A 25,761-nucleotide genomic window follows, 5' to 3' on the forward strand; every position below is an offset into this window, starting at 1 on the left:
TTTCAATTAAATCACTTGCTTATAATCCAGAGTAGATTGAAGAACATTAACACTCTTAAATAATGCTTAAATCAATTAAAAAAAGCGCTAGGACAAAGAAATCACCTAGACGCTAGACAACTTATAAATAGATTGGCCCCTCTGGACCAACTGGAATACCAAACAGGTACCAGACGATAACAAGAATGATCCAGAAAATACCGAAGAAAATGGAGTATGGAAATAATGCAGCAATCAATGTTCCTAAACCAATATTTTTATCATACTTTTTCGCAAAAGATAATAGTAATACGAGATACGGCAACATCGGGGTCACAGGATTGGAAATCGAATCCCCGATACGGTAAAGTAATTGTGTGAATGCAGGATGATAATCGAGAAACATGAACATTGGCACGAAAACAGGTGCAAGAATAGCCCATTTTGCAGAGGCGCTACCAATTAATAAATTAACGAATGCAACAAAAAGAATAAAAGCGACAATTAACGGTACTCCAGTAAATCCGATTTCATTTAGAAAATCAGCACCTTTTATTGCAATAATTGGGCCTAGATTACTCGCTGAAAAGAAAGCAAGCATTTGCGCAGCAGCAAATACTAAGACAATATATGGGCCCATTGTACTCATAGATTTCCCTAGCATTTCCCCAAAATCCTTCGAGTTTTTAATCGTCTTAGAACCAAGCCCGTAGAAAAGACCAGGTATGAAGAATAGGATGGTTAAAAGTGGGACAATTCCATTCATAAACGGTGAATTTTCGATAATTGATCCCGTCTCAGCATTGCGCAAAATTCCACTTTCAGGAATAATCATGACCAATAATGCAATGACAAACAAAACAGCAGAAATACCTGCCCATTTCAAACCACGCTTTTCCTCTTCTGTGACCTGCTCCATTTGTTCAAGCTCGCCAGTATAAGTCCCGAAACGCGGAATCGTAAACTTATGTGTAACCCAGAGTGAAACTAATAATAGGAATATTGTGGAAACCACTAGAAAATAATAGTTCATCGTTGGGTTTACTGTATAATCAGGATTTACGGTTTGAGCACCGATTTCCGTGAAACCAGCAGCAAGTGTATCTGACATCCCGATGATCAGGTTGGCAGCAAAAGCCCCTAAAGTTGAAGCATAAGCGACCACTAACCCTACTAAAGGATGATAACCAAACGCCATAAGCACTGTTGCAGCAAGAGGCGGTAAAACGATGGGACCAGCATCACCGGCAGCATTCGCAATGATGGCAATTAAAATGATGCTTGGAATGATGATTTTTTTAGGTGTCGCAATTACGGTACGCTTCAATAAACTATTAAAGAAGCCACTTTGTTCTGCTAGACCTACACCGATCATCATGACAAGCACCATGCCAAGGGGTGGAAATCCGCTAAAATTTTTCACCATATTTGAAATAAAATCAGCCAATCCAGCACCATTAAGAAGATTATTAGCAACTATTTTTTCACCGGTACCTGGATGAATCGCTGTTACGTTAAAATAACTTGTTATAAAAGAAGCTAGCAAAACAATTCCGCAAAGAATAAAAAACAGGACAATTGGGTCAGGCAGTTTATTCCCAGCGTATTCAATCGAATCTAGCATTCGATCAAAAAACGACTTATTTTCTTTCTTTTTTGTTCGAGCCATAGACTCCCTCCTTAAAAAACCAGTTTACTAGTTTGCAAGTGTCAGTGCCGCTAATACATGAAATTTCAACCCATCTTTCATCGCTGATTCATCAACGTCAAACTTAGGATGATGGTGTGGATAGATGATGCCTTTTTCATCATTCTTAGCCCCAACCATAATGAAACAACCTGGTTTCTCGTCACTGAATGCTGAAAAATCTTCTCCACCCAGCATTGGGTCGATCCATTCAAGGTTCCGGTCAGGAAATTTTTCTTGAATTAAACATGCTACCTTATCGGTTAATTCTTTTTCATTCACAACTGAATTGTAGCCATAAGTATATTCGACTTTGGCTTCGGCTCCATGTGCTTTTGCAATTCCTTCAGCAATCTCTCTGATTCGAGTTTTAATCAGCTCTCGCACGGACTCGTTAAGAGTCCTTACCGAACCGCCAATATTCACCGTATCAGGAATGACATTTAATGCGGCACCACCGCCGTGAAATCTCGTTACCGATACGACACCAGATTGCAAGGGAGCTATTGAGCGCGATACGATATGATTTAATCCTGTCACAATTTGTGCACCAATCGCTAAAGGATCCGTTGTTAATTCAGGCGTTGAGGCATGTCCTCCTTTGCCTTGAACGGTAATTTCGAAAATATCACTTGCGGAGCTAATTGCGCCATGCCTAATGCCAATGGTCCTGTATGGAAGTGTCGTCATTAGGTGAATACCGAGTACTTGGTCAACCCCGTCCAAAACACCTGCTGCGACCATTTCTCTTGCTCCTCCTGGAGGCAATTCTTCTGCGTGCTGGAAAATAAAGACGATTTCACCGCTTAATGCATCTTTATGTTCTTTTAAAATTTTCGCAGCCCCCAAAAGCATGGCTGTATGGGCATCATGGCCGCAAGCATGCATAACACCATCATTTACTGAAGCGAATGGCAGACCTGTCTCTTCATGAATGGGCAAAGCGTCCATATCCGCTCGGAGGGCAATCACTTTACCAGGATTGGCACCTTTTAATCGAGCTAACACACTCGTCTTTGTCGGCCTTGATAATTCAAAGCTACCAAAGCCCTCCAGGACACTGTACACATAGTCGGCTGTATTGTGCTCTTGAAATGATAGTTCTGGATGTTTATGCAAGTATCGACGCCATTCAATAACATCGTGAAAAACTTTATCTATTTCTTGCGTGATTCCGCTCAAAACCATATAATTCCACCTCTATTTAACGACTATTTAACGCAATTACGCTAAATATAATATAAAGAATTCATAAATAATTATCAATAAAATTTCATAAAAATATTTTTCTAGAATAAGGAAAGCACGAGCAAGTACCACTATTTAGTTGAATCAGAGCTCTTCATAGTGTTGAGAAACCTTTATTTTGGATAGGATATGTTGAGATTGTACGACATCCATTACACGCCCCCATTAATGTAATACATAACGAAAATTTTGTTATTACTATAAATAAACAAATAAGCATCCCAATTTGGATGCTCATTTTAGACGGTATATTTTATTTGGTCGTCCACGATGATGATTAGACTCTTCACCTATACACTCAGTTAAGCCCACATCACACAATTCAGCCACAATCCGTTGAGCATTTCGTTCACTCATCTGAAGATGTGTAGCTAAATCCTTCGTAGTAAAATTACTCCAACCCATTTTTTGAATCAAAGCATCTATTTTATTAAACGTTTTTACACTGATGTTTGCCTTCTTTACTTTCTCCAAAAAATCTTTATCATCTGTACGATAAGAATACGTCAGCTCTTTCCCTTGCCCTACTGACTCAATAATCGTTCCATCATCCTGAACAATAATAATCCCTTGTTCCGCCTTTTTCTTCGACTGTTGGAGAGCTCGGTGAGCATTTATTTCTGCCGATAATACCGTTTTACCGAAACCGATTCCTACGGAAACAGCTGTATTCGCTTCAAGTGACAAGATTTGGGCTTTTTCCTTTAATGTCTGAATTTCTCTTTCAATTGCACCTCGAGAACTAAAAATAGTGTATCGTCCATTTCCTTCCTCGAAGAGAGATCCATCTATTTTCTCACTGAGCTGGATAAGCGTTTCTTTCATCCTAATCTCTAAATATTGGATTTGATACGTTTTTTCCATTTTCTCTTTAATCAAGTCAAAATCCTTTACCTCAATTTTTCCAACACCAATCTGGGTATCTTTATAGTAAGAAGTCTTTATCTTTTCGAAAAATATCCTTATCGTTTGAAAAATTTCAATGCGTGTAGGTGACATCAAATATGTGGGAACGCCTACTTTATTTAAGGCATCGTGAACAATTGGATAACATGTCAAAGCACCATCAGTCTTTTTTTGACTCCATAAATCATAATGGAAAGTAAACAATTCCTCGGAATCAACGTCAATATCAAGCGTTTTTATGTAAAGATCTTTTAGCGTTTTTTTCAATTCTTGCAAGCTTTCTCCTTCTGCAACATATGTGGCAGGAATCATGTCAATGCTTACTCGGTTGATCAATTTCCCTTGAGAAAAAATTAGTTCCATGAAGCTTTTATAAATACTAGATTCCGCTGAAAATATATATTCCATTTTCTCTTCTGAAAATAATGTTTTTTTAGCAACCATATACGGGATATATCCTGAAAAGAGCCAGAAATCAACTTGATGATCATATTCTAATAAAATATTCCTTATTTCCTTTGTTTCTGTATAAAGATAAGGAATAAACTCCATTTCCTGTTCAATTTCTTTCGCTAATTCAATAATTCTTGTTACTGACATACTTGGACCAACTACTCCAATTCGATACATTATCATATTCCTACTTTCCAAAACTTATATAAGAATAGTTTATCTTCCGTTTCAAAGGAAATCCATTCCTTTGTCAATTATCTAATATAAAAGAATGTGAAAATCAAAAATGATGGAAAAAGCTCTCTAAACAAAATATAAAATCCTAATATGGTGTTAATAAAGGAAAAATGGCGTGATTTTATGGTTATCTTTTTGCAAATGGCTGTACAGCTTGCACTTGATAATGTCAACGCGAATACTGGGGGCCTTTTGATGCCATTGTCGGGGAAATTATCGGCATTTGACAAAATCATGTTACTAAATTAAATGATCCCACCGCCCACGCTGAGATGCAAGAAATTCGGGAGGCTTGTCAGGTTTTAAATTCACATCAGTTAACAGATTGCGAAATCTATACGAGTTGCGAACCGTGCCCAATGTGCCTAGGTGCCATCTATTGAGCAAGACTAAAAGCGGTATATTTTGCCTCTACAAAAGTTGATGCGGCAAAAATTGGTTTTGATGACCGATTCATATACGAACAGCTCATGGTTCCTCATAAAGACAGACTAATCCCAATGATCAAATTGGATTCAAAAACCACAGATTCCCCTTTAAAAGCATGGGAAAATTCAACTAAAAAAAACACCCTATTAATCTGATGAGAAGGGAAGATTCATGAAAAAATGGTACCAAAAATGGTACCTGGCCCCCAGTACATTACCGCTTTCCTATGCTGGGGGTCAGGCACCATTGTTGCTAAAATGCTAGATTCTTTTTTTGACATCTTCTTTTATTGATTCAATCATTTGATCGCTTAAATTTGCAGGGAGCGACGTTTCCTCTGTAAACACCCAGCTATTGACCGGTTCAAGGTCTCCTTTTTTAAAAGTAACACTGTAATTTTGACCTTCGTGGACAAAATTAGCTGTTACGAATTCCTCACTTTCAAAATCATCATCAATAATCATCCCGGTAATTTCATATGGCTCCACAAGCAATCCACCTTTATGTTTATTTATTAGTAGAATGAACATTTTCGGTACGCTTTATTCTATTTGAATTGCGGTGCTGCCACAGGTTATACCCAAATAACCTCGTTTCATAAGCTGGTTTTACAAAATAATGGTACCTAATCCCCAATACATTACCGCTTTACTAAGGCACCAATCTTCTATCGCAAAAGTGAAATAGCCACATATTGAATAAAATTTAGCATTAGAAACAAATGTCGCCTTTGTGATAAGATAGCACTATACCTGTAATGTATACGTTTACATCATGAAATGAGGGATGCAAAAATGAAAGTAAGAGACTTTATGATTACAAAAGTTTTTACTATTAAACCTACGAATACTGTTAAAGAATTATTAACAATCCTCAATACGAACCGAATTGGTGGAGTCCCAGTTGTTGATGAAAAAGGGCATTTAGTCGGAATGATCTCAGACGGCGATGTTTTGCGCTACTTAGCCCCAAAACCGCTCGGAATCGCTGGTCTAGTTTATATCATTGAAGATGGAGAGTTAGAAGATGTCCTACGAGAAAAGTTAACAACCCCAGTAAAAGAGATCATGACAAAAAGAAACGTTCTCTCCGTGTCTCCTGATGATGAGTTTGAATGGACGATTCGGTTATTATCGCGGCATCATTACAAGAAGCTTCCGGTTGTAAATGGAGCTGGGCGGGTTATTGGCGTCATTAGCAGAGGAGATCTTATTCATAATATTTCTAAAAAAATGATTACTTCCGAAAGCGATCCATCAACGAAACTGCTAGTATAAGGATTTTTGCACTTTCATGTGAACAGCTCTCCTAAATATATAAAAAACCATTCGTAATAAGTGTTTCTACGAATGGTTCTCTTATTTTTATTTAAAAAAACTGGAAAATCGGTTAAAATCTGTTTCTTTCAAGAAACAATATTTAAACGACTTCTTCCTATTCACGCACAGGTTCTGTTGCCTTTACAGTACCAGGTACTTTTTCCAGTACTTCATTTGGCTTTTTAACAAAAAATGCACTAACCAAACCTATTACTGAAACGGCAGTAATAAAGTAGAATGCATATTTGACTCCAGCCGCTAACACTTCTGGCTGCGTGGCATTAGGAAATTGAACTAAAAATCCATTTTGACCTGCGGTGAAGACTGTAATCGCAATGGCTGTCCCAGCTGCACCTGCAACTTGATTCAATGTATTCATCGCCGCTGATCCGTCTGCGTATAATTCACGTGGCAATTGGTTGAGTCCATTTGTTTGTGACGGCATCGTTACCAACGTTAATCCGAAGAATAACACCATAAACGATACAATGATTTGCCATACAGGTGTTTGACTTGAAAGAACGGTAACAAAGCTGATATTTCCAAGCAAAACAAAAATAAACCCAATAATAACAAAATAGCGTGGTCCCCATTTATCAAAGAGCGCTCCAACTATTGGTGACATAACAACATTGACCGCATTTCCAGGCAGCAACAACAGCCCAGCAACTGCTGCACTCACTAATAAAGCACCTTTTAAATAGAGTGGTAAGAGGATGGCTGTCGATAAAATAATTAAAATGCTAAGAAACATTATCAATGTTCCTAGTGTAAACATTGGATATTGAAACACGCGTAAGTTCACCATTGGCTGATCCATCTTCATTTGACGAATTCCAAATAAACCAAGGGCAATCACCCCTACGAACAAAGGACCTAAAACTTTTGGTGAGGTAAATGCCGCCTCTGCCATCGTGCTTAAGGCAAAAATTAAACCACCAAAGCCAATGGTTGATAAGAAAATTGATAAGAAATCAATTTTAGGCTTAGTGATTTCTGATACATTTGTCATTTTCGCTGCCGCAAAAGCAGTTAATAGTATATAGAAAAGTGTGCTTATCCAGAAAATATAAGTCCATCCGAGTGTACTAATAATGACTCCTGAAAGTGTCGGCCCTAAAGCTGGACCTAATGTAATTACGAGTCCCATTACCCCCATAACGACTCCTCGTTTATGGATTGGAAAGATAAGTAAAACGACATTTAGCATAACTGGTAGTAACAAGCCTGTTCCAAACGCTTGTACAAAACGACCTGCTAATAACATCGGGAAGTTAAATGATAAGGCCGCTAAAGCTGCTCCCAGAAGGGAAATAACTAGCCCGCCGACGACTAATTGTCTTGTCGTAAACCATTTCATTAATAATGCCGATACCGGTACGAGTATTGCTAAAACCAATAAATATCCGGTTGTCAACCATTGTGCGGTCCCGGCAGTGACAGAAAACTCCTCCATTATATTCGTTAAAGCCATATTTAAAGCTGTTTCACCAAACAACCCAAGAAAGGCCCCTAACATTAAAATAAACGCCATTGTCTTAGGATTTTTTACTTTAACCTGTGTACTCATTCATACGCTCCCTTTACATTCCATCAAATCATTTAAATTTTTATGTTTTTTGTTCCTATAGGTCGCTCTTAACAAGAAAAAAAGAGCATCTCGGGATATCAAATATCAGAGAACCTTCATTCAGCCCTTGGTACACCTCCACATACCAACGGTGTGCCTTTTACTATACCAATAGCAATTTCGAAATATCAAGGTTTTTTTATAAATTTCCGATAAAATAACATCTTTTCCAAATGAAAGCGGTTCAAATTCCATGAGACTTTTTGCTGATGGGTTTTCTATTTTAAAGAATTTGAGAAACTTGTGGGAAATAGGAGAGGTGTAATTGAAGTCTTGAGTTTTTATGCCTTGAAGAAATTAAAAAAGTGTCTACAAGTTCATTTAGATCATGAACTGTAGACACATTTTCTATGGATGCCATAAGCTCCACCTTCCTTCTCTATAACGCTTACGAGGTTAGCTGTCGGATTCGGACCATGAGTAGCCCTACCTTAAAAAGGATTCACCCCTTGGACTCTTTTGAATCCAGATGGTTCCCCCGCACACTATGGTTTCGGCGATTTAGAAATGGGAAACTTTTTTTATCGTTGGTATTAGATGAGTATAAAAGGATTGTCTCTTTTAAGAAACTTTTGCGTTTAAATAAGCTTCTTCAATTTGTTTTGAATCAAAGTCGTTATAGTAAATGACCTCACTTAGAACTTTGCTCCCTTTAATTTCCTTAAAAGATTCTTTTGCCTCTTCTTGATTATCAAATTCAAACATTTGAATATCGTTTTTTGCATACACAGTAATTACCCACATAAAAGTTCCCTCTCTTTGTTATTTATTTCACAAAAATTATCCCAATGCCGTACAATCTAAATTTATAATTAGTCTTTCTTTTTCTTAAACCGCTGTTCTCAGCTTCCCCCTTCCTCCAATCGTTGAAATGAACTCTCTGTATGAAGTTCACCATAACGGATTATCAAATTTTTATGAATAGAAATTACTATTCATATATCATTGTAACCCATTTTTATCATTTTAATTTGAAAACTTTATGACAAATTTATTTCAGATGTCATTTAGATTGAAGAATTTCTTGACGATGGCTTAAAACTTAGTTCACGTACAAAGTCACCTTCACTTGAATTAAAATTATATTTTAAAAAACAGGAATTCAAGGTAGTTATTGCTAACATTTTCTCCGTTTGAATTTAAAAGAACTTGGACTTTAACAGTCATCTACATTATACTCTTTAGTTATGAGTGACTTAAAGATAATTCTCTTTTGCGATGCAAGTAAGGAAAATTAGAGAAATACATCCTCAGCGAACAATACGAACAGTGTCAGGCACTATTCATATCGTACCTTATTCTAAGTCACCCCACCTCCCTCACTTTCTCCTGACGTTTTTCCTTAATCATCATGACGCCAATCAAACCAATGATTGAAAAAACGACTGGGGTAATAAATCCGTATGAATAACCAGCGCTGATGCTGTTTGCGGGAGACTGAAAATGGTCTAAAATCATCCCAAAAATACTAGGTAACAAAACGGCACTTAGAAATCCACCTGTGTTCGCAAACCCAGAGGCAATCCCAGCTTCAACGACCGGAAAAGACTGACGCACGGTCGCAAAGGTTAACGCATTTGCCCCATAGGCCAGACCGATTACAAAGAAAAGAACCGTTAGCATGAAAACTGGCGGATTCGCGTTCGTAATAAGAAACATAGTCCAACATAAAACAATGATAAGATGGACAACTATATATGGCCGCTTAATCATTCCTAACCGACTTGAAATCCACCCGGAAAGTGGCGCACCAATCAGTGCTCCAACTAAACCAATCAAAACAAGTTGACTCGCATCGGTCCGAGTCATTCCGTACATGTTCATTCCATAAGGAACCGCCCACGAACCGATAAAGCCTACAAACGTTCCGACAAGTCCAAAGTGACAGAGGAACAACGCCCATGCTTGTCGATTGGTAACTATGTTTTTTAGTAAGACAGATGTTCTTTTTCGCTTTATATCCTTATTTTCAAAGAATGATTGATTTGGTTTTTTTACTAGAACAAAATATAGAAGAACGCCACATAAACATAATAAAAAGCCGATTGAAAAGAATGATGCTCTCCAACCAAGGAGATCAATGAAGGCTGCGAATGGAACGGTTGCTAACAAAAATCCGAGGCTGCCCGTCATCGCCACGACACCGATTAAACGAGTAAATTCTTTCGCACTAAACCATTGGCTCAAAATTAACACCATATTTACCCAAATCGTTGCATCTCCTGTCCCCGTCAAAATTCGTGCAAAAAACAAGACATATTCATCTGTTCCGAGACTATAAATGATAGTCCCTAAGCCAGTAAGAACCGCACCGATGATGAGAAAAAAATTAGGGCCAAAACGATCGGCTAAAATCCCCATCGGAATTTGCAAAACCGTATAAATAAAAAATTGAATGCTTGCTATTAACCCAATCGTTGAAGCAGTAACCTGAAAATCCCGCATCAATTCACCTGTAATCAAACCCGGAGCTGTTCGTTGAGCCGACATGAACAAATAAGTAACCAGTACACAGCCAAATACAACCCATGTCAACAACCCATGACTAATGTCACGGGCTTGTAAGGTCTTACGACCTTTAGAATTTACAGCGGACAACAAGACTAGTGTCCTGCCCTTCAAACCACGCTAGAGGTACTGTTTGGGCTCCAAGCAACCCGCTTGTCTTATTTAAACCACAACTACTTGTGGCAGAATTTTTTCTTTAGTATAACGTTCTCCATAGTGTTTTAGGTTGAACGCCGAATTAATATCTCGATCATGATGTGTGCCACAAGAAGGACAATCCCATTCACGAATATCTACATTTCCTTTTAGTGCAGTATTCTTATGACCGCAAGTTGAACATAATTGTGTAGACGCAAAATCCTTCGGTGCTTTGACAAAGTATTTTCCTCGTTGTTTTAGTTTGTATTTTAGATACAGACGGAAATTACCAAAACCATTATCTTGCTGGTTTTTGGCATAATACTTGTTTTGTCCAATAGCACGGAGGTCTAGGTCCTCTACTACAATCATGTCATAACGATTCGCAAGAGCATAGGATTTCTTGTGAAGCCAATCTTTTCGCTGGTTTGCTACTTTGGCTGTCATTCTTGAAACGACAAGTCGTTGTTTTTCCCAACGATTAGAGCCTTTTACTCTGCGTGATAACACTCGTTGTTCTTTCGCTAGACGTTCTTCCATTTCTCGATAATATTGAGGATAATTGGCTTTCTTACCCTCATTGTCTATGAAAAAATGAGATTGAGAATAATCTAGTCCTAGAATACGAGTAGGTGTACCAATGCTTGCGATTTCCATTGGAAATTCAACACAAATAGACACGTCAAATTGCCCTTTCGTGTTCATAGTAACCGTTACATTCTTAATTTTACTGCCTTGTGGTAATGGTCTATGTGTGTTTAGATTTAACCCAACTACTTTCACAGAAGACTTTTGTGCAGTTGGAAGATATAATACTTCATCTTTAATGTAGATATTTCCGTTTTGATTGAATGTAGTATAGCTGGCTTTGCTATCCTTACGAGAATGGAACTTTGGTATTCCTTTTAAATCACGAAATGTCGGTTCTATCCCTAGTGTCTTCTGACGTTTTAAGGCAGATTTCTTGTATTGTTTCTTACATGCAATCTTGTTAAAGGCGGTTATCGCCTTGTTGAAGTGTTGCTTTGCTTCGTTAGAGGCGAATGCGTCTACAAGATATAAGTAAGCCACATTATCATTTACACATTGTTTTTTGAATTCAGATACAGTCGGCATACCCATCTTCTTTAAAGAAGGTAATGGATCGCCAACTTGATAGTTACTCTTTTCCAAATAATCATATAGGTGAGCAACATGGAGGTTATACATCTTTCTATCTGCACCAAAACACTGCCGTAAATATGTTTCTACTTCTTGAGAAATAGGGGTAGCGCGATACACATAGCCACGGTTTACTAATTCAAGCATTGGTTTCACCACACTTTCACTCTGCTTTGACTCGGAACATACGTTCTAAATTCACATATAATATACCACAAGGGTATTATTTATATCTAGTAGAAAGTAGGTATATTAAAAAAATTTTTTTGATTCTACAAATCAAACGGCAATTCATCACACGACTATAGTCGCGTGGGTTCTTGCCGAACTTCTAAAATGGTCACTCCGCTGTAAATAGATATCCATTCAGTTTACATAATAAAATTATAATCTCTTATAATTTAGTAATTGATTCCCGGGCACAATCCAGTAGACCTGTTGAATTATGGGATTGATTAAATATTTTCAAGTTATTTCTACGTTTTGAGGGTTTGACCAAAAGAGAAGCATGTTTTGATGAATGATTCATCAAAACATGCTTCTCTTTTTATGCTTCATTTTTAAAAAGAATAATTATCCCCGATACTTAATCGCTAAGCCCTTTAAAAAATTTCGAGCATAGCGATCGCCACATACTTTATAATTTTTATGCCCTTCTTTTCTGAGCAGTGCACTTAATTCTCCCTTGCTAATCTCGACGCCTGCTGATTTTAAAACTTCAATCATATCTTCACTTGTTAAGCTTAAAGCGATTTTCAACTTCTTGAGCATCACATTATTGACACTCTTATCATTTATGATTGTCATCGCTGGCGTTTCTGGTTGACCTGGTTTTGGTTCTTGCTTGCCGCGTTTAAATACAATCAATCCATTTAAAAACGACTCAAACTGATGATTGCTGCAAGGCAGATGATCTTCTTCGTCGTCTCCATGGAAAAACTCAAATTCTTCTTGTTCTTTTGATTTTGTTAACAGTTGGCATACTTCCTCTTTTGTGACTTCAACATCTCCGAGCTTAAAAATTTTGACCATTTCGCTTTCTTTAAGGTCGAGCGCATAACGCAAGCGAATTAAGCGATCATTATTATTCATATCCATGTCTTTTTCCTCCTAAAATGCACCATATCTCACACGGATCTCTTTCCCTTTTTCCTTCCAAATAAAAAAAGATAAAAAAAAAGATTATGGATGTAGAGATTCATGTGCTATACTAGACCTACCGTTTTCTTTAGTGTGTCATCGCCCCGCTTTTTTTATAAAGCGGGGTTTTTATGTATAAGCTGTGTTTTTTCAAAAAAGCCGGTTAAAATCGGCCCATAGACAAAATAAAAAAGGCTCTGTATAAGAGCCTTTTGACTGTTAGGTGATTATGCTTTTTGAACGTTGCTAGCTTGAGGTCCACGTTGACCTTGCTCTACATCAAATGTTACTTTTTGACCTTCGTCTAAAGACTTGAAGCCGTCACCTTGGATAGCTGAGAAGTGAACGAATACATCGTCTCCGCCTTCGCGCTCGATGAATCCAAATCCCTTTTCTGCATTAAACCATTTCACTGTACCTTGTTCCATTTAAAAATTCCTCCTCGTGTGTTTTCCACACATTTTGTTACTATCCTTGCTTACATCTTCAGGTCAAAAAGTTTACACTTTATCAGTCCTTACCGAACAAACAAAAATAATTCTTCTTTAGAATAACAGGTTTCTCATAAAAAAGCAAATAAGATTATATTTATTTTTTTTGCTGGATTATTATTAAATTTTTCATCATTCTTTTCGCTCATCATCGTTTAAAGTTAACGACCTATTGGATTTCTAATGTAATCTTCCCAAAATTATCTCCCTTTTCCATATGATGCAGTGCTTCTTGGGCATCTTTAAGAGGGAAACATTTATCTACATATGGATGGATCTTGTGTTGTTCAAAGAACTGGAGCATATCTTGAAAATCATCGGGATTTCCCATCGTTGAACCCTTAATATCCAATTGTTTAAAAAAGATTCGTGGAAGGACGACTTCTTTAATTGGGCCATTTGTGGCTCCGAAGGTTACAATCCGGCCGGCTGGATTCGCTAAACTCACCATATGATGGAAATTTTCGCCGCCAACTCCATCGATGATGAGATCTGCTCCACCCATCAGCTTTTTCATTTCCTTCACCCAATTTTCGTTTCGATAGTTTACTCCGCCCTTTGCACCTAGCTCCCTAGCTTTTTCAAGCTTCTCATCACTGCTAGAAGTGACAAATACATCGGCACCATAGGCAACGGCAATTTGTAAAGCAAATAAAGCGACACCACTACCAATTCCTGGGATAAGGACGGTTTCTCCCTGTTTAAGCTGGCCCCTAAACATTAGCGAACGGAAAGCCGTTACCCCCGCTAATGGTAATGCAGCGGCTTCTTCCCAAGAAAGATACTCTGGCTTTGGAAACACATTTTCAGCTGGAACAACCACATATTCGGCGAACGTTCCATCTGAAGGCATTCCTAATATTCGATGGTTAGAATCTTGACTAGCCCGATTCTCTCCCCAATTCAGAGCAGGGTTAATCATAACCGCATTTCCAACTGTGACATTTGCGACTTGGTCTCCAACGGCAACAACCTCACCTGCACCATCGGCCCCTAAAATGGATGGTAGCTCGATTCCAGGATACATTCCATAAGTAATAAACAGGTCTCGGCGGTTTAATGAAGCATATTTCAAACGTATTAACACTTCATTTTCCTTTGGAGCAGGAACCTCCACCTCTTCATAACTTGCTTGCTTCGGTCCGCCCAATTCTCTTAAAACAATCGCTTTCATCTAAATACTCCTTTCATTGAGCGAGCGTTCACTCAATTTTTTAGTTTGTATATCTAGGAGTTTCCTAATCTTTAATCTATTATGAAATGGAAACATTTTCAATAACCCATCATATAAAAGGGCTGAAATCATGCTAAAATGAAAACAAATAAGCGATGCTTTGATTAAAATGATGAAACATCCTTTTTATCCCAACGCGAAATGAAGTTAAAGGAGATAACGATGACAAAATTCGTTGACTGGAAGAATGGTGCTTGTGGACATAAATTCATCGCTTCTTTTAGCGGTGGCAAAGATAGTGTTCTCGCTCTATATAAAGCGATGCAAGTTGGTGAAGCGGTTGGCTTAATTGTAATGCTAGAAGAAGAAGGGAAACGTTCTAGGTCTCACGGAATGCCTCCTGAGATTATCCAGGCCCAAGCGAAATCGATTGGACTGCCTGTGTTTACGGCTGCTGCCAGCTGGACCGATTATGAAAAGGAATTCATCCAGCTTTTAGAAAGGGCGAAACAGCTAGGAGCAGAGGCATTAGTCACAGGAGATTTGGATATGCCTGCCCATGGTTGTTGGCATGATAAAGTGACAAAGGAAGTTGGTTTAAAGCTGGGCATGCCCTTATGGGAAATGAATCATCGTGAAGCAGTCTTACAGTTCATCAACCTTGGTTTCACGACAATCATCGTTGCGGTTAATCTATCCTTAAAAATGAAAGAAGCTGATTTAGGGCGAACGTTAACACTTGAATACGTAAAAGAGCTTGAAGCGAGAGGAATTGACCCTTGTGGGGAGGGCGGAGAATTCCATACCACTGTTATCGCTGGTCCCCTGTTTAAACACCCAATAACTATACGGAAAAGGGAAATCATTCAGGACGGAGATTATGCTTTTTTATCGCTGGAGCTTGGTTAGGTTCTTTTAAGGCACGATGGTCTCAACCCACCATAGGAACGTTTTTTCTTCGGTGGAGACTCCGGGGCGTCAATGCCTACCTATTTTTGAAGAGTAGGTTGAAAGGGACTTTTTTACTTGTTTCTATTTTAAAGGTGTATTTGATTTTTCCCTTTTACTAAACTTAACTTATCGATATAATAGTGCTAAAGGAGGTGTAGCAAATGGAAAAGTCGGGACTACATGAAATTCTTAACGCTCTCAAATTACATTCTGAACACATTGATAAAAAAATTGAAGGTCTAAAATTCGATCTTGATAAACGGTTGGATTCTATGAATCATCGGTTGGATTCTATGGAGAATCGTATGGATACTAGGTTTGATCGTTTGGAGAAAAAGGTAGATGGAATACGTGTTGATTTATCCGAAACTCAAGAAACCGTCAATTTCTTATCAAGCAAGTATGCACAGCATGAAAAGAAAATACAAGGCCTCATGAATCAACAACCCTAAAAAAGCCTCATTTCATATTAAAATTCCCATAAAAATGCCTTCGCTATCCCCATCAAAACCTTTGAATGGAAATTAGTGAAGGCATCTTTACAATTTTATTCCTACCTCTTCATTTTAGCAGCTTTTCTCTACCGGCTCTCTTCTATTATAAATAAGAGTCTCTTAAAAAATTTCCTTTTCAAAAATCGAACCATCTCGATAAACAACTTTGATTGCAAAACGGTTCGCTTCAGATCGGTTGACTTGATTTAAATGAAAAATCCGCATTTGTCCATGCTGATTTTCCAATTCGATTTGTTCCTCATCAATTATGAGTTCATTGTCATACTTTAATAAGTAAGCTTCTTCAATAACCTTGGTCTTGTCGCTCGCCTGATGATGCATGACCGTCACACTTGTATTCTTCTTATCCCTATGAACGTCCGCTTGAATCATGCCATAAACATCTGTTCCATAATAAGCGAAGGACTCCATCTGAATCTCCCCACTTTTGATGACATCCTCAAAAACGACCGAGACGAAGTATTTCAGTGAGGATTGCCCTAATTTCTCCCCTACCTCTGTTTGGCTCATTTCTTCAATGTTCGAACGAGATTCTCTCATCGTTACTTCCCAACTTGGCTGCACATCAACCTCAACGGGAATTTCCATTTGAAACAACCCTTGTTGGATTTCTTTAGCTGGAAGAATGACATACTCATCTTGGTCTCCTCTAGCATAATTGAAAAAAACTTGTGAACCTTGTTGCCACTCCTTCACCTGCCATTTGAAAAGAACTTCTACTTGACCTTCCTCTACAGCTTTAGAATTGACCTCATAATGGATTGGACCAAGCCAACTCTGTTCTTCTTTGAATTTGTTTAATACGTGTTCAATTTCGCTCGTTTGCCAGTCGATAGTGCTGTGTAGATTCTGTTGCTCGCTCGAAATTTGATTTAGTTGATTGTCTAGCCAATTGACTTTCGATAATAACATGAAATTCATTATTAAGCTGGAACTTAAGGCGACGATGATAAAAACTTTAAATCTTTTCCTCTCCTTCTCTCGATCCAACACTTTTCCCCCTCTATGAATCCATCAAACTAGACGATGGAATATTGTGGATATATTCTATCATAATTTGGTCCGAACTTATACAATACAAAAAACCTCACGCGATTGACTTTCACGTCGGTTGTGAGGTTTCTTCCTTATAACCATTGTAGGGAGATTTTACAGGTCTGTTTTTTAGATTTTAAATGCTATGAAAATCTAAATGGTAAAAAAGTTATATTTGGAAACGACAAAAAAAACCAGACACCTTCTACAATTTTGATGGTGACTGGTTCTTTAGCCATTGTGAAGTTCATTTTAAAGGATTGAACCGAATACTATTCTTTTTTAAGCGAAACAAATCAATCGATTTATTTCCTTGCGAATAAGACCGTACAAAAACTATTTCACATAATGCTTTTTAAAATCGGGATGGATGGAAAATTTTTGACGTAAGTGAATCAAGTTTTCTCCGAAGCTCTCTTCTAAAAGCTCACGATGTTTGTCCATAATTTCCATCACGTATAAGTCATGAATAATCACTTCAGTAATGGGCATGACTAAACCGACATGCATCGTCCAGGCTGCCCGGCTGTCTTCCCCAAGTGAAACAATCCCCGCGACTACTTCAGTATCATCTCCGCTAAAAACAAGCCATCGTCCACCATACTCTTCCGTCATTTGGCTCCCCATATAATGGCAGTAAACCTCTGCAAAATCAGATTCAATCTCGCCGTACGCAATGATGATAACCTTCACGCCACTAGTGGCCACCTGCCTTAATTCCGATTCCAATTCGATAAAATCCTCTTTCCATATTTCTAAGAGAATTCTTTTTTTAGCGGCTAAAATACATGTTTTTACTTTTTCAAGAATGTCACTCCGCCCAGTAATATTCCATATATTTTCACGATCGTTTGCTGATTGTTCAAACTGAGCTAACGACTTCTCTGCCAGTTCAAAATTCTCTTCTGCCTTCAATCGTCGATGTTTAATTAGCTCCTTTGCAGGAACCGGTGTGTACTGGAGGGAGTTTCCAGGACTAACTAAAATATCTCCGCGTCCGGCCAGACTATCGAGAACTTCATATATTTTCGAACGAGGAACACCGGAATGTTTAGCTACCGCATAGCCTGTTAACGGTGATTCCTCCAAAAGAGTCAGATAAGCTTTCGCTTCATACTCAGTAAAATTCAAATTCTTCAATGTTGCTAAAATATGCTCTTTCATTCTCTCAACACTTCCCTTGTTTGGAGCCTTATAACACATATGTTAACAAATTTTGTTGATTTTTTCCAAAATCGTTGTTAAAATATCTTAGGTAGTTACTTAGGTAGTCACTATTATAAAATCAAAACTAAGTTCGAAAGGAGAAACCGTATGGAAAGTCTGTTACCCTATATCACAATTGCAGCGATGATGGTTGTCATCCCAGGAGCAGATACGATGCTGCTTGTAAAAAACACCCTTAGCTATGGGCCGAAAGCTGGTCGTTATACGGTTCTCGGAATGGCAACAGGCCTTTCTTTTTGGACATTAATTGCAATTCTTGGCTTAGCCGTTGTCATAGCCAAATCTGTATTTCTTTTCAGCGCGATTAAATATTTAGGAGCGGCCTATTTAATTTTTCTAGGATTGAAAAGCTTTTTTGCGAAAAGCACATTCTCATTAAAAGAGCTTCAGGAACATGCCAAAACCCCTGTAAAAAAGCGGCATAATAAAGAATCTTTTTTACAAGCATTGCTTAGCAATATTCTCAATCCAAAAACGGTCTTACTCTATATCACCATCATGCCTCAGTTTATAAATTTAAATGAAAATGTAAATCAACAATTGTTTATTTTAGCATCAATACTTACCTTGCTGGCTGTCATTTGGTTTCTAATTCTTGTCTACTTGATGGACTTCGCCAAGAAATGGTTAAACAACCCAAAATTCCAGAAAGTTTTCCAAAAATCAGCTGGAATCGCGTTAGTAAGCTTTGGGATAAAAACGGGAGTGTAGATTTTACAGATTCTGATCCAGATTTTAAATTGACTTTAATAAAAGATAAAAGAAAAAGCCTGATTCATTTTGTTCTAAATTGAATCAGGCTTTTTACATCCCATACCTTAGTGTTTTCCTACATCTTAAGGAAAGGAATTAAACTCTCGAGTTGCTCCCCTTCTCTATTTCTACTATTTGTTCGGCAACCGCAATTGTAATTTCCTTTGTTATGTTCGGAACGAATTTCTTTAAGATTGTCTTTTGCATCGCAGCCATTGGACCTCTCGCTTCTGGTTCAATCACAAGATAACCGGTGATGTGCGTATGATTGTCGCCCAGAGCCACAGCCTCGTAACTTCCATTTCCAACAAAATCACCGGAAAGACTTTTAAAATCAAAGCTTACCTTTTTAGGTTCCTCCCATTGTTTGATGTCCACTTGAAGGTTTGCTGTTTTTTTCATCAATCCAAGATCTCCTTTGATCGCCCATTTTGATTGTTTTTCATTAACAATCTCATGACTAACATACCCTGGGATCGTTGGAGCCCATCTGTTGATATCACTTATATACGTCCACATTTTATGAATGGAAACTTGCAGATCCATTGTATGCTTTCCACTTGCCATCATTTCACCTCTTGTATTTTTGTTTATTGAGTAGCTCCCTCGTAAAAGCTGCTCATCCGTAGTGTCCAATAATAACCTTATGAATCCCTTGCACATACTATGACCTTTACATCCCAAATAACCTTGTTACACAGAGTTTTTCACTAAATAAATATAAAAACCCTAAAAAACTTATAAATAGTAACAAGTTCTTTTCTTTTCTATCTAGGAATATGGTAATAAATGTTTCATAATAAAGGAAAAGAATTGTATACTTTGAAATAGAGCATAAGACTTAAGAAGTAAAAGGTTGTGTGTGGGGGGATTTTTATGGAAACACCTGTCATTCATTCCAGTGGTGAAGTAAATCATTTACGAAAAAAACATCGAAAATGGTATAAAAACTGGAAGGTTATTACAATCATTTCAATAGGAATGGTTGCTGCCCTTTTAGGTGGCATTAGTTATTATCAAGCAAACTACTTTAATTCTAACAAGACAATTAATCACATAAATGTAGGCGGACTAACTGCTGAGCAAGCTTTCGAAAAGCTGCAAACAACTGAACTAAAAAATGAAATCTATATCGACGATCAACTGATTTTAGATGGAAATGATACAAAAATGGGAATGACTGAGAGGGATCTACCAGAAGTAAAAAAACTTTTAAAAAGCCAATGGACATTTTTCCCTACGTTCGAAAGTGAAAATTACTCGTTAATTCCTAGCGAGCCTGACTTATATCGAAGTAAAGGACTAAAGAACGAACTAAAGAAAAAAATCCTTTCAATGAATGAAGAGTTACCAGCACCCACAGATGCACAAGTAATCCTCGACGAAGGGAAAATAATTGTTTCTAAAAGTGTAGATGGGAAAGAATATGATGTTACTAGTCTATTAACGGCATACGAAGAGCATGGCTATTCGAGTGAGATCTATCTGGACCCTATATATAGCCTCCCTATTACTGAAGACAGTGAAATCATTAAAAATGGAGAGAAAAAGTTGCAAGAACTCCTTGACTTTACTGTTGACTATAACGTTCAGGATCATGTTCATTCCTTAAAGGGTAGCGATGTTATTCATCACGCCACTGTGTCAAAAGATCTCGAGGTTGCCTTCGACCCTAGTGGTATTCAAAAGAAAGTAACTGAAATTAATGACGCTCAATCAACATTAGGGAAAGACTTTAATTTTACTACGACTTCTGGCGGAGTGATATCGGTGAAAGGTCAAGGTTATGGGTGGGCACTAGATGTAAAAAAAGAAACCGATCTAATTCAAGCCGCATTCCAAAAAAACGAAACATCGGTTTCCGCTACAAATATTATCGGAAACGGCTGGAACAATGAAGGCTACGGCTATGAAACGTTAGCAAACAATGGAATTGGCAATACATATGCTGAAGTGTCCATTGCCGAACAGCGTATTTGGTTATATCGGGATGGGGAATTAGTTGTCACTACAAATGTTGTTACTGGCAAACGTAGTACAGGAGAGGATACTTCTCCTGGAGTGTGGTATATCCTTTTCAAACGAACACCTTATACACTTAATGGGAGTTCAGTCGGGAGTGGAACTTATTCCATCGAAGTCGATTATTGGGCACCATTTACGAACAGCGGCCAAGGTTTCCATGACGCAAGTTGGCGAACAAACTGGAACAGCAATGCCTATCATACCGGAGGTTCTGGTGGATGCATCAACGTCCAACCTAGTATGATGAAAAAAGTGTATGATAATCTGACCGTTTATCAGCCAGTGGTTGTTTATTAACATCCGTGTCAGAAACGCCTGTCACTTGTCAGAAATTATAAAAAACGTTAAGGGAGAGCATAATTGTTTTTACACTTGCTTCTCCCTTTATTTCCCTATCATCAAAATATTAGGACCTTACTCATTCTTTATAGGGAAGGAATCTATTTGTAACGTATTTATTTTCGAACCATCCTTTGCGGAATAAACAAATAATTCAAGTCTTCGATTTTCGCCAACGATCAATTCTTTTTCTAATGTGATTTCAAATTCTCCCCAAGCAGGACCTCCATCAGTCTGGTAGTAATTTTCTAGCAATACCTCATCTCCTTCGTAAACAGCATATTGGAATACTCCTTCAAAAACTTGTGTTTTTCCAGTTATAATGATTTCTTTTTCTGATTCATTTACGATGACTTCCTTGAAGGCTTCGTTTTCATAAACGATTTCATCTTGATCATTCGCATTCCCCTCAGACTCAATTGAATCTGCCGAATTCTCATCATCTCGATTTTCTTCTTTCTCCTCAATGATTTCTGGATTTGCCTCATTCGGTTCTTTTCCACTAGTATTTTCATCTTGTTGATTACAACTTGCCAAAATACCAATTAACATTAATAAAACCAAGATTTTTTTCATCACTATCATCTCCTCTGTTTATAGATTTTACAGCGTATTCTTGCAATTGTGAGTAAACTTCTCGTTTCCTATCTTTATTTTAAAACAAACCGAAAGCTTAAACCATTCATTCATGGGACAGTGAATGACATTAAAACTACAGGTCTTTGTAAAAACATCACTTAAAAGAATGGTTCTTACATTATTGACTAATAATATTTCTAAGGAGGGAAAAAATGGTAAAAAGGGAATTGAAATCCAGGAAATGATCATTTGTCCAATTCGGATCAGGTTAGAAACAGGCAAATATTTTCGAAATGCAGTTTTAGATTATATAGAAGGTAACGCTTAAACTTGCCAAAGGTTAAATGAAAAACCCACAATGTACCTGCAAAGAATGGACCTAAAATAAAACTTAAATCCATAAAAATGAGTTCTCTTATTCCTCCTTTCACCTTCCACCACTTATATCGATATGACCTTCAAATTGTATCTTAATTTGGAGGTCTATTTTCATGAAATAAAGGAATTTCGATCATTATTTTAGAAGACCTGTAGTGCCATTGTTAGATTAACATGTGTAGGTACGTACTGCAGAAAATACACTCCATCATTAATCGAAAATGGATATACTGAAAAATATTAAGGTTAGGCTCTGCTAGAACTGAATGTTGATTTCACTACGTCTGAAAAATAACCGGAAAAATTCCCGTTAAACTGGGAAATACCGATATTTCCTTAAAAATAAGGGGAGGTTTTCCGGTTATATGATCCAAATCTTTGAATTTTGTCTTATTTAGAGCAGTTAAGCGGAATATCTCCGCCTATATCCGCTTCTAAAGCTTCTCCTAACTACAATAGCAGGAAATTCTCCGCCTATGAATTCTCAAACCTACACAATAGTTCAAAAAGGATTACATCTCCCTGTGCGAATTGACGTTTTGCGATAGGAAACGGAATCCTTTACCATGTTAGGAGATGATTTTCAACCCCCTATCTTGTCGATGCACTTCGATTGTCTAGCATTACACGTTCTCCTCGACAAGTTCCAGCCATCTAGTATTCATTTTTGAGCCGCATATCATACATTAGACTTAGTAACTTGGACCCTCTCTTTTTATTATAGGACTTTGTTATAATTAGTTATTATAGGTTGTTTTGGAAGCAGCTAATATTCTAGCACGACCCATTCGTCTCAGGAACTTCCACTAAGATCTCCTTATTTTTCATTTAGACAGCATGCTTCGCTTTTCGGTTAATATTTTTGCCTATTAAATATTCATAATATTAAATATATTCAGTAAAAATTTACTCTTTTCAAAAAAACAAAGAGATCTATCACATATTCATTATGGAGGTTAAAAATGGTAAATGAATGGACGATAAAAGAGTATATTTCTAATTTGAATAAAGTTTCAACTCAAGAGGAAAAACTCCATTTATGCACTAGAGGTCTACTCGAATTATTTCCGTTCCAAGAAGCTCATCTATATAGATATGCACCTCTTGGGAACATTGTTGAAGGAATCATTAAAATTAATTCTTCAGGTTTATCCTATATTGGACATGTTAGAGATGACATCCGAAATTTACCACCTATACATAACGCCTTACGAAAACGCAAAGCTATCTATATTTCAAATGAAGAGTTTTTTGAAAAATATGGGTGTAAATACACGAACCCTAATGAAAAAAATAACCACTTTATCATACCAATTTCCTTTAGTTCATCTCTAGTCGGCTATTTTATTGGACGTGAACTACCCGAAAATTTCATTTGCAATGAAAACCTTTTATCTCATCTTACTCTATACGGAAAGTTAGTAGGAAAAATTATTGAGAATAACAACGAAGGGCAGTCATTTGACAACCTAAGCAAACGGGAAAGCGAAGTGCTACAACGGATTGCATGGGGAGAAAGTATAAAAGAAATGTCTAATTCAATGGGAATAAGTGAATATACGGTAAAAGATTATATTAAATCTGCCATCAAGAAGTTAGGAGTCAATAATCGTGTCGAAGCGATAGCTGAATTATTACGAAGAGGTTGTATTACATGATACATCTTTCCTGGATAAAACTGATTTAAAAATAACCTGTAGTCCAACAAGATGTGACTACAGGTTATTTCCTATCACTCAGTCAAAAGATTCGATTATCGATTTATGCTTTTTTTAAAGTAGATTCTAAAGAGAAACCTTCATACCCTTTCGATGCAACTTCGCTACATTTTTCACGGTACGGGCCGACTCCTCCAAGATAGATGAGAAATCTTCGTGGCTTCCCAGGAACATTCGCACCCGTATACCAAGAATCCGTCTTTGTAAAGAGAGTAGCTTCAGCCACTTCCCGACAATGCTTGCTCCATTCATCTTCTGCTTGCTCTTTCGCCTCAAGGGCTTCAATGTCATTTTCGCGAAGATATTCGATACAATCTGATATCCATTCGACATGTTGTTCGATAGAAGTAGGTACATTACTTAATACCGATGGACTTTCAGGACCAGTGATCATAAACATATTAGGGAAACCAGAAGTTGCAATTCCTAGATAAGTTTTCGTTTGTTCCCCATTCTCCCATTTTTCTTTCAGTGACAAACCATTTTTTCCACGAATGTCAATTTTAAAGAGCGATCCTGTCATCGCATCATATCCAGTAGCAAATATAATGACGTCGAGTTCATATTCTCCGTCCGTTGTTCGAATCCCTTTTGGTGTAATCTCAACAATTGGATTTGCTTTAACATCGACCAAACTTACATTATCACGGTTATACGTTTCGTAATAATTCGTATCCTGAATTGGTCGTTTCGTTCCATAATAATAAGTTGGACATAGTTTCTCTGCCACTTCAGGATTTTTGACAGTCTGTCTAATTTTATTGCGAATAAATTCGGACAATGTTTCATTCGCTTCCGGGTTAACGACTAAATCTTGATAAGTTTCTAGAAAGAAACTACTAACCGCGCCCTTTTCCCATGCCGCCTCGTATAATTTCTCACGCTCTTCTGGAGTATCTTGCAGTGCTGAAGGCCTAGCTTCTACATCATTAGGGAATCCACCGAAGGAATATCGTCTTTTCTGCTTATATTCTTCAAAGCTTTCCTTCACTTCGTTTAAATATACCGGATCATAAGGATGATTCCTTGCTGGTACACTGTATTGTGGTGTTCTTTGGAAAACAGTAAGATGCCCTACCTCAGGTGCAATGGCAGGAATGAGTTGAACTCCCGTCGATCCTGTACCAATTACACCAACTCGTTTCCCCTTGAGGTTCACTTCTTCCTTTGGCCAGTTTCCAGTATGGTACCATTTGCCTTCAAAACGATCAAGCCCTTTAAAATCAGGAATATTTGCAGTTGAAAGACAGCCTACTCCCGATATAAAGTACTTAGCGCTAATGGTCGTCCCTTCATCTGTTTGAATGGTCCACCTATTCTGTTCCTCGTTATAATAAGCAGAATTAATTCGAGTATTAAGCTGAATATCGCGACGGAGATCAAACTTATCAGCTACGTAATTAAGGTAATCTAGTATTTCGGACTGCTCAGAAAATTTTTCAGACCAATTCCATTCTTTGTAAAGCTCCTCAGAGAAGGTAAAGCCATAATCGACACTTTCATTGTCACAATGGGCTCCTGGGTAACGATTTTTATGCCACACCCCACCTACACCATCAGCTGCTTCGAAGACGCGCGTACGAAATCCAGCTTCACGTAAACGGTAAAGCATATACATCCCCGAAAACCCTGCTCCTACGACCACTGCATCTAAGATAATGACCTCAGTTTTTTGATTTGCCATATTAGAACCATCCTCTCTTAATTCTGGTATTTGAAACTCTTTATACAAACAAATGTT

The 25,761-nt window shown here is 37.6% G+C and carries 23 protein-coding genes and 1 riboswitch; of the genes, 7 read left to right on the forward strand and 16 right to left on the reverse strand.

Annotation, left to right across the window (positions count from 1 at the left end; all coding sequences use genetic code 11):
* Nucleotides 1-121: 121 nt before the first annotated feature.
* From GNT69_RS05580 to GNT69_RS05590, 3 genes are all read right to left on the reverse strand, one after another.
* Complete coding sequence (locus GNT69_RS05580) at nucleotides 122-1,648, reverse strand: AbgT family transporter (protein WP_203553994.1); 1,527 nt, start codon at nucleotides 1,646-1,648, stop codon at nucleotides 122-124.
* 27 nt (nucleotides 1,649-1,675) lie between these two features.
* Nucleotides 1,676-2,854: an amidohydrolase gene (locus GNT69_RS05585; protein WP_203553995.1), complete on the reverse strand. Its 1,179-nt coding sequence runs from the start codon at nucleotides 2,852-2,854 to the stop codon at nucleotides 1,676-1,678.
* Nucleotides 2,855-3,148: 294 nt separating this feature from the next.
* The gene (locus GNT69_RS05590) at nucleotides 3,149-4,450 is read right to left on the reverse strand and encodes a hypothetical protein (RefSeq protein ID WP_203553996.1); all 1,302 of its coding nucleotides are present in this window, start codon (nucleotides 4,448-4,450) and stop codon (nucleotides 3,149-3,151) included.
* 332 nt (nucleotides 4,451-4,782) lie between these two features.
* Here GNT69_RS05590 and GNT69_RS26010 point away from each other — a divergent pair, with 332 nt between their 5' ends.
* A complete protein-coding gene (locus tag GNT69_RS26010; RefSeq protein WP_343206464.1) occupies nucleotides 4,783-4,893 on the forward strand; it encodes a tRNA-specific adenosine deaminase in 111 nt (36 codons plus the stop codon).
* A 306-nt stretch (nucleotides 4,894-5,199) separates the two neighbouring features.
* Here the strand turns inward: GNT69_RS26010 and GNT69_RS05600 are convergent, their stop codons facing one another.
* A complete protein-coding gene (locus GNT69_RS05600) occupies nucleotides 5,200-5,427 on the reverse strand; it encodes a hypothetical protein (RefSeq protein ID WP_203553997.1) in 228 nt (75 codons plus the stop codon).
* A 306-nt stretch (nucleotides 5,428-5,733) separates the two neighbouring features.
* On the opposite strand from GNT69_RS05600, the gene GNT69_RS05605 reads away from it, so the two are divergent.
* The gene (locus GNT69_RS05605) at nucleotides 5,734-6,216 is read left to right on the forward strand and encodes a CBS domain-containing protein (protein ID WP_203553998.1); all 483 of its coding nucleotides are present in this window, start codon (nucleotides 5,734-5,736) and stop codon (nucleotides 6,214-6,216) included.
* Between the two features lie 157 nt (nucleotides 6,217-6,373).
* Here GNT69_RS05605 and GNT69_RS05610 read toward each other — a convergent pair whose 3' ends face one another.
* The 7 genes from GNT69_RS05610 to GNT69_RS05640 form a co-directional block, all read right to left on the reverse strand.
* Nucleotides 6,374-7,828 (reverse strand): DHA2 family efflux MFS transporter permease subunit, encoded by a 1,455-nt coding sequence (locus GNT69_RS05610; RefSeq protein WP_203553999.1) that lies wholly within the window; start codon nucleotides 7,826-7,828, stop codon nucleotides 6,374-6,376.
* 430 nt (nucleotides 7,829-8,258) lie between these two features.
* Nucleotides 8,259-8,397: riboswitch (cyclic di-AMP (ydaO/yuaA leader) on the reverse strand.
* Nucleotides 8,398-8,449: 52 nt separating this feature from the next.
* Complete coding sequence (locus GNT69_RS05615) at nucleotides 8,450-8,632, reverse strand: hypothetical protein (RefSeq protein ID WP_203554000.1); 183 nt, start codon at nucleotides 8,630-8,632, stop codon at nucleotides 8,450-8,452.
* 561 nt (nucleotides 8,633-9,193) lie between these two features.
* On the reverse strand, nucleotides 9,194-10,438 hold the full coding sequence (locus tag GNT69_RS05620) for an MFS transporter (RefSeq protein WP_343206475.1): 1,245 nt from the start codon (nucleotides 10,436-10,438) through the stop codon (nucleotides 9,194-9,196).
* Between the two features lie 120 nt (nucleotides 10,439-10,558).
* Nucleotides 10,559-11,842 (reverse strand): RNA-guided endonuclease InsQ/TnpB family protein, encoded by a 1,284-nt coding sequence (locus GNT69_RS05625; RefSeq protein WP_203554001.1) that lies wholly within the window; start codon nucleotides 11,840-11,842, stop codon nucleotides 10,559-10,561.
* Between the two features lie 426 nt (nucleotides 11,843-12,268).
* Nucleotides 12,269-12,793 (reverse strand): YehS family protein, encoded by a 525-nt coding sequence (locus tag GNT69_RS05630; protein ID WP_203554002.1) that lies wholly within the window; start codon nucleotides 12,791-12,793, stop codon nucleotides 12,269-12,271.
* Nucleotides 12,794-13,062: 269 nt separating this feature from the next.
* Nucleotides 13,063-13,263 carry a cold-shock protein gene (locus GNT69_RS05635; protein ID WP_203554003.1) on the reverse strand — a complete coding sequence of 67 codons (201 nt, stop codon included), beginning with the start codon at nucleotides 13,261-13,263 and terminating at the stop codon, nucleotides 13,063-13,065.
* Between the two features lie 232 nt (nucleotides 13,264-13,495).
* A complete protein-coding gene (locus tag GNT69_RS05640) occupies nucleotides 13,496-14,500 on the reverse strand; it encodes a zinc-binding dehydrogenase (RefSeq protein ID WP_203554004.1) in 1,005 nt (334 codons plus the stop codon).
* A gap of 222 nt (nucleotides 14,501-14,722) precedes the next feature.
* Here GNT69_RS05640 and GNT69_RS05645 point away from each other — a divergent pair, with 222 nt between their 5' ends.
* Nucleotides 14,723-15,409 carry a Dph6-related ATP pyrophosphatase gene (locus tag GNT69_RS05645; RefSeq protein WP_203554005.1) on the forward strand — a complete coding sequence of 229 codons (687 nt, stop codon included), beginning with the start codon at nucleotides 14,723-14,725 and terminating at the stop codon, nucleotides 15,407-15,409.
* A gap of 203 nt (nucleotides 15,410-15,612) precedes the next feature.
* Nucleotides 15,613-15,903: a hypothetical protein gene (locus tag GNT69_RS05650; protein WP_203554006.1), complete on the forward strand. Its 291-nt coding sequence runs from the start codon at nucleotides 15,613-15,615 to the stop codon at nucleotides 15,901-15,903.
* Between the two features lie 162 nt (nucleotides 15,904-16,065).
* Here the strand turns inward: GNT69_RS05650 and GNT69_RS05655 are convergent, their stop codons facing one another.
* Together GNT69_RS05655 and GNT69_RS05660 are read right to left on the reverse strand one after the other, a co-directional pair.
* Complete coding sequence (locus GNT69_RS05655; protein ID WP_203554007.1) at nucleotides 16,066-16,956, reverse strand: hypothetical protein; 891 nt, start codon at nucleotides 16,954-16,956, stop codon at nucleotides 16,066-16,068.
* Nucleotides 16,957-17,337: 381 nt separating this feature from the next.
* On the reverse strand, nucleotides 17,338-18,165 hold the full coding sequence (locus GNT69_RS05660) for a TrmB family transcriptional regulator (RefSeq protein WP_203554008.1): 828 nt from the start codon (nucleotides 18,163-18,165) through the stop codon (nucleotides 17,338-17,340).
* Between the two features lie 150 nt (nucleotides 18,166-18,315).
* Here GNT69_RS05660 and GNT69_RS05665 point away from each other — a divergent pair, with 150 nt between their 5' ends.
* Nucleotides 18,316-18,939: a homoserine/threonine efflux transporter gene (locus GNT69_RS05665; protein WP_203554009.1), complete on the forward strand. Its 624-nt coding sequence runs from the start codon at nucleotides 18,316-18,318 to the stop codon at nucleotides 18,937-18,939.
* A gap of 138 nt (nucleotides 18,940-19,077) precedes the next feature.
* Here GNT69_RS05665 and GNT69_RS05670 read toward each other — a convergent pair whose 3' ends face one another.
* A complete protein-coding gene (locus GNT69_RS05670) occupies nucleotides 19,078-19,548 on the reverse strand; it encodes an SRPBCC family protein (protein WP_203554010.1) in 471 nt (156 codons plus the stop codon).
* Nucleotides 19,549-19,857: 309 nt separating this feature from the next.
* Here GNT69_RS05670 and GNT69_RS05675 point away from each other — a divergent pair, with 309 nt between their 5' ends.
* Complete coding sequence (locus tag GNT69_RS05675; RefSeq protein WP_203554011.1) at nucleotides 19,858-21,303, forward strand: L,D-transpeptidase family protein; 1,446 nt, start codon at nucleotides 19,858-19,860, stop codon at nucleotides 21,301-21,303.
* 117 nt (nucleotides 21,304-21,420) lie between these two features.
* Here the strand turns inward: GNT69_RS05675 and GNT69_RS05680 are convergent, their stop codons facing one another.
* Nucleotides 21,421-21,921, reverse strand: a complete 501-nt coding sequence (locus tag GNT69_RS05680) for a Gmad2 immunoglobulin-like domain-containing protein (RefSeq protein ID WP_203554012.1) — start codon at nucleotides 21,919-21,921, stop codon at nucleotides 21,421-21,423.
* Nucleotides 21,922-23,264: 1,343 nt separating this feature from the next.
* On the opposite strand from GNT69_RS05680, the gene GNT69_RS05685 reads away from it, so the two are divergent.
* Nucleotides 23,265-23,960: a response regulator transcription factor gene (locus tag GNT69_RS05685; RefSeq protein ID WP_203554013.1), complete on the forward strand. Its 696-nt coding sequence runs from the start codon at nucleotides 23,265-23,267 to the stop codon at nucleotides 23,958-23,960.
* Between the two features lie 103 nt (nucleotides 23,961-24,063).
* Here the strand turns inward: GNT69_RS05685 and GNT69_RS05690 are convergent, their stop codons facing one another.
* Entirely contained in the window at nucleotides 24,064-25,704 is a 1,641-nt protein-coding gene (locus GNT69_RS05690) for a flavin-containing monooxygenase (RefSeq protein ID WP_203554014.1), read from the reverse strand.
* Nucleotides 25,705-25,761 lie beyond the last annotated feature (57 nt).

Origin of the sequence: Bacillus sp. B15-48 (assembly GCF_016879755.1) — a bacterium.
GTDB lineage: Bacteria > Bacillota > Bacilli > Bacillales > Cytobacillaceae > Mesobacillus_B.

Coding starts and splice junctions, on each gene's coding strand:
- GNT69_RS05670 (WP_203554010.1), bottom strand. CDS start 19,548: ATGGCAAGTGGAAAGCATACAATGGATCTGCAAGTTTCCATTCATAAA.
- GNT69_RS26010 (WP_343206464.1), top strand. CDS start 4,783: ATGCAAGAAATTCGGGAGGCTTGTCAGGTTTTAAATTCACATCAGTTA.
- GNT69_RS05675 (WP_203554011.1), top strand. CDS start 19,858: ATGGAAACACCTGTCATTCATTCCAGTGGTGAAGTAAATCATTTACGA.
- GNT69_RS05585 (WP_203553995.1), bottom strand. CDS start 2,854: ATGGTTTTGAGCGGAATCACGCAAGAAATAGATAAAGTTTTTCACGAT.
- GNT69_RS05640 (WP_203554004.1), bottom strand. CDS start 14,500: ATGAAAGCGATTGTTTTAAGAGAATTGGGCGGACCGAAGCAAGCAAGT.
- GNT69_RS05635 (WP_203554003.1), bottom strand. CDS start 13,263: ATGGAACAAGGTACAGTGAAATGGTTTAATGCAGAAAAGGGATTTGGA.
- GNT69_RS05690 (WP_203554014.1), bottom strand. CDS start 25,704: ATGGCAAATCAAAAAACTGAGGTCATTATCTTAGATGCAGTGGTCGTA.
- GNT69_RS05625 (WP_203554001.1), bottom strand. CDS start 11,842: ATGCTTGAATTAGTAAACCGTGGCTATGTGTATCGCGCTACCCCTATT.
- GNT69_RS05605 (WP_203553998.1), top strand. CDS start 5,734: ATGAAAGTAAGAGACTTTATGATTACAAAAGTTTTTACTATTAAACCT.
- GNT69_RS05630 (WP_203554002.1), bottom strand. CDS start 12,793: ATGGATATGAATAATAATGATCGCTTAATTCGCTTGCGTTATGCGCTC.
- GNT69_RS05590 (WP_203553996.1), bottom strand. CDS start 4,450: ATGTATCGAATTGGAGTAGTTGGTCCAAGTATGTCAGTAACAAGAATT.
- GNT69_RS05650 (WP_203554006.1), top strand. CDS start 15,613: ATGGAAAAGTCGGGACTACATGAAATTCTTAACGCTCTCAAATTACAT.
- GNT69_RS05580 (WP_203553994.1), bottom strand. CDS start 1,648: ATGGCTCGAACAAAAAAGAAAGAAAATAAGTCGTTTTTTGATCGAATG.
- GNT69_RS05615 (WP_203554000.1), bottom strand. CDS start 8,632: ATGTGGGTAATTACTGTGTATGCAAAAAACGATATTCAAATGTTTGAA.
- GNT69_RS05660 (WP_203554008.1), bottom strand. CDS start 18,165: ATGAAAGAGCATATTTTAGCAACATTGAAGAATTTGAATTTTACTGAG.
- GNT69_RS05610 (WP_203553999.1), bottom strand. CDS start 7,828: ATGAGTACACAGGTTAAAGTAAAAAATCCTAAGACAATGGCGTTTATT.
- GNT69_RS05645 (WP_203554005.1), top strand. CDS start 14,723: ATGACAAAATTCGTTGACTGGAAGAATGGTGCTTGTGGACATAAATTC.
- GNT69_RS05685 (WP_203554013.1), top strand. CDS start 23,265: ATGGTAAATGAATGGACGATAAAAGAGTATATTTCTAATTTGAATAAA.
- GNT69_RS05665 (WP_203554009.1), top strand. CDS start 18,316: ATGGAAAGTCTGTTACCCTATATCACAATTGCAGCGATGATGGTTGTC.
- GNT69_RS05680 (WP_203554012.1), bottom strand. CDS start 21,921: ATGAAAAAAATCTTGGTTTTATTAATGTTAATTGGTATTTTGGCAAGT.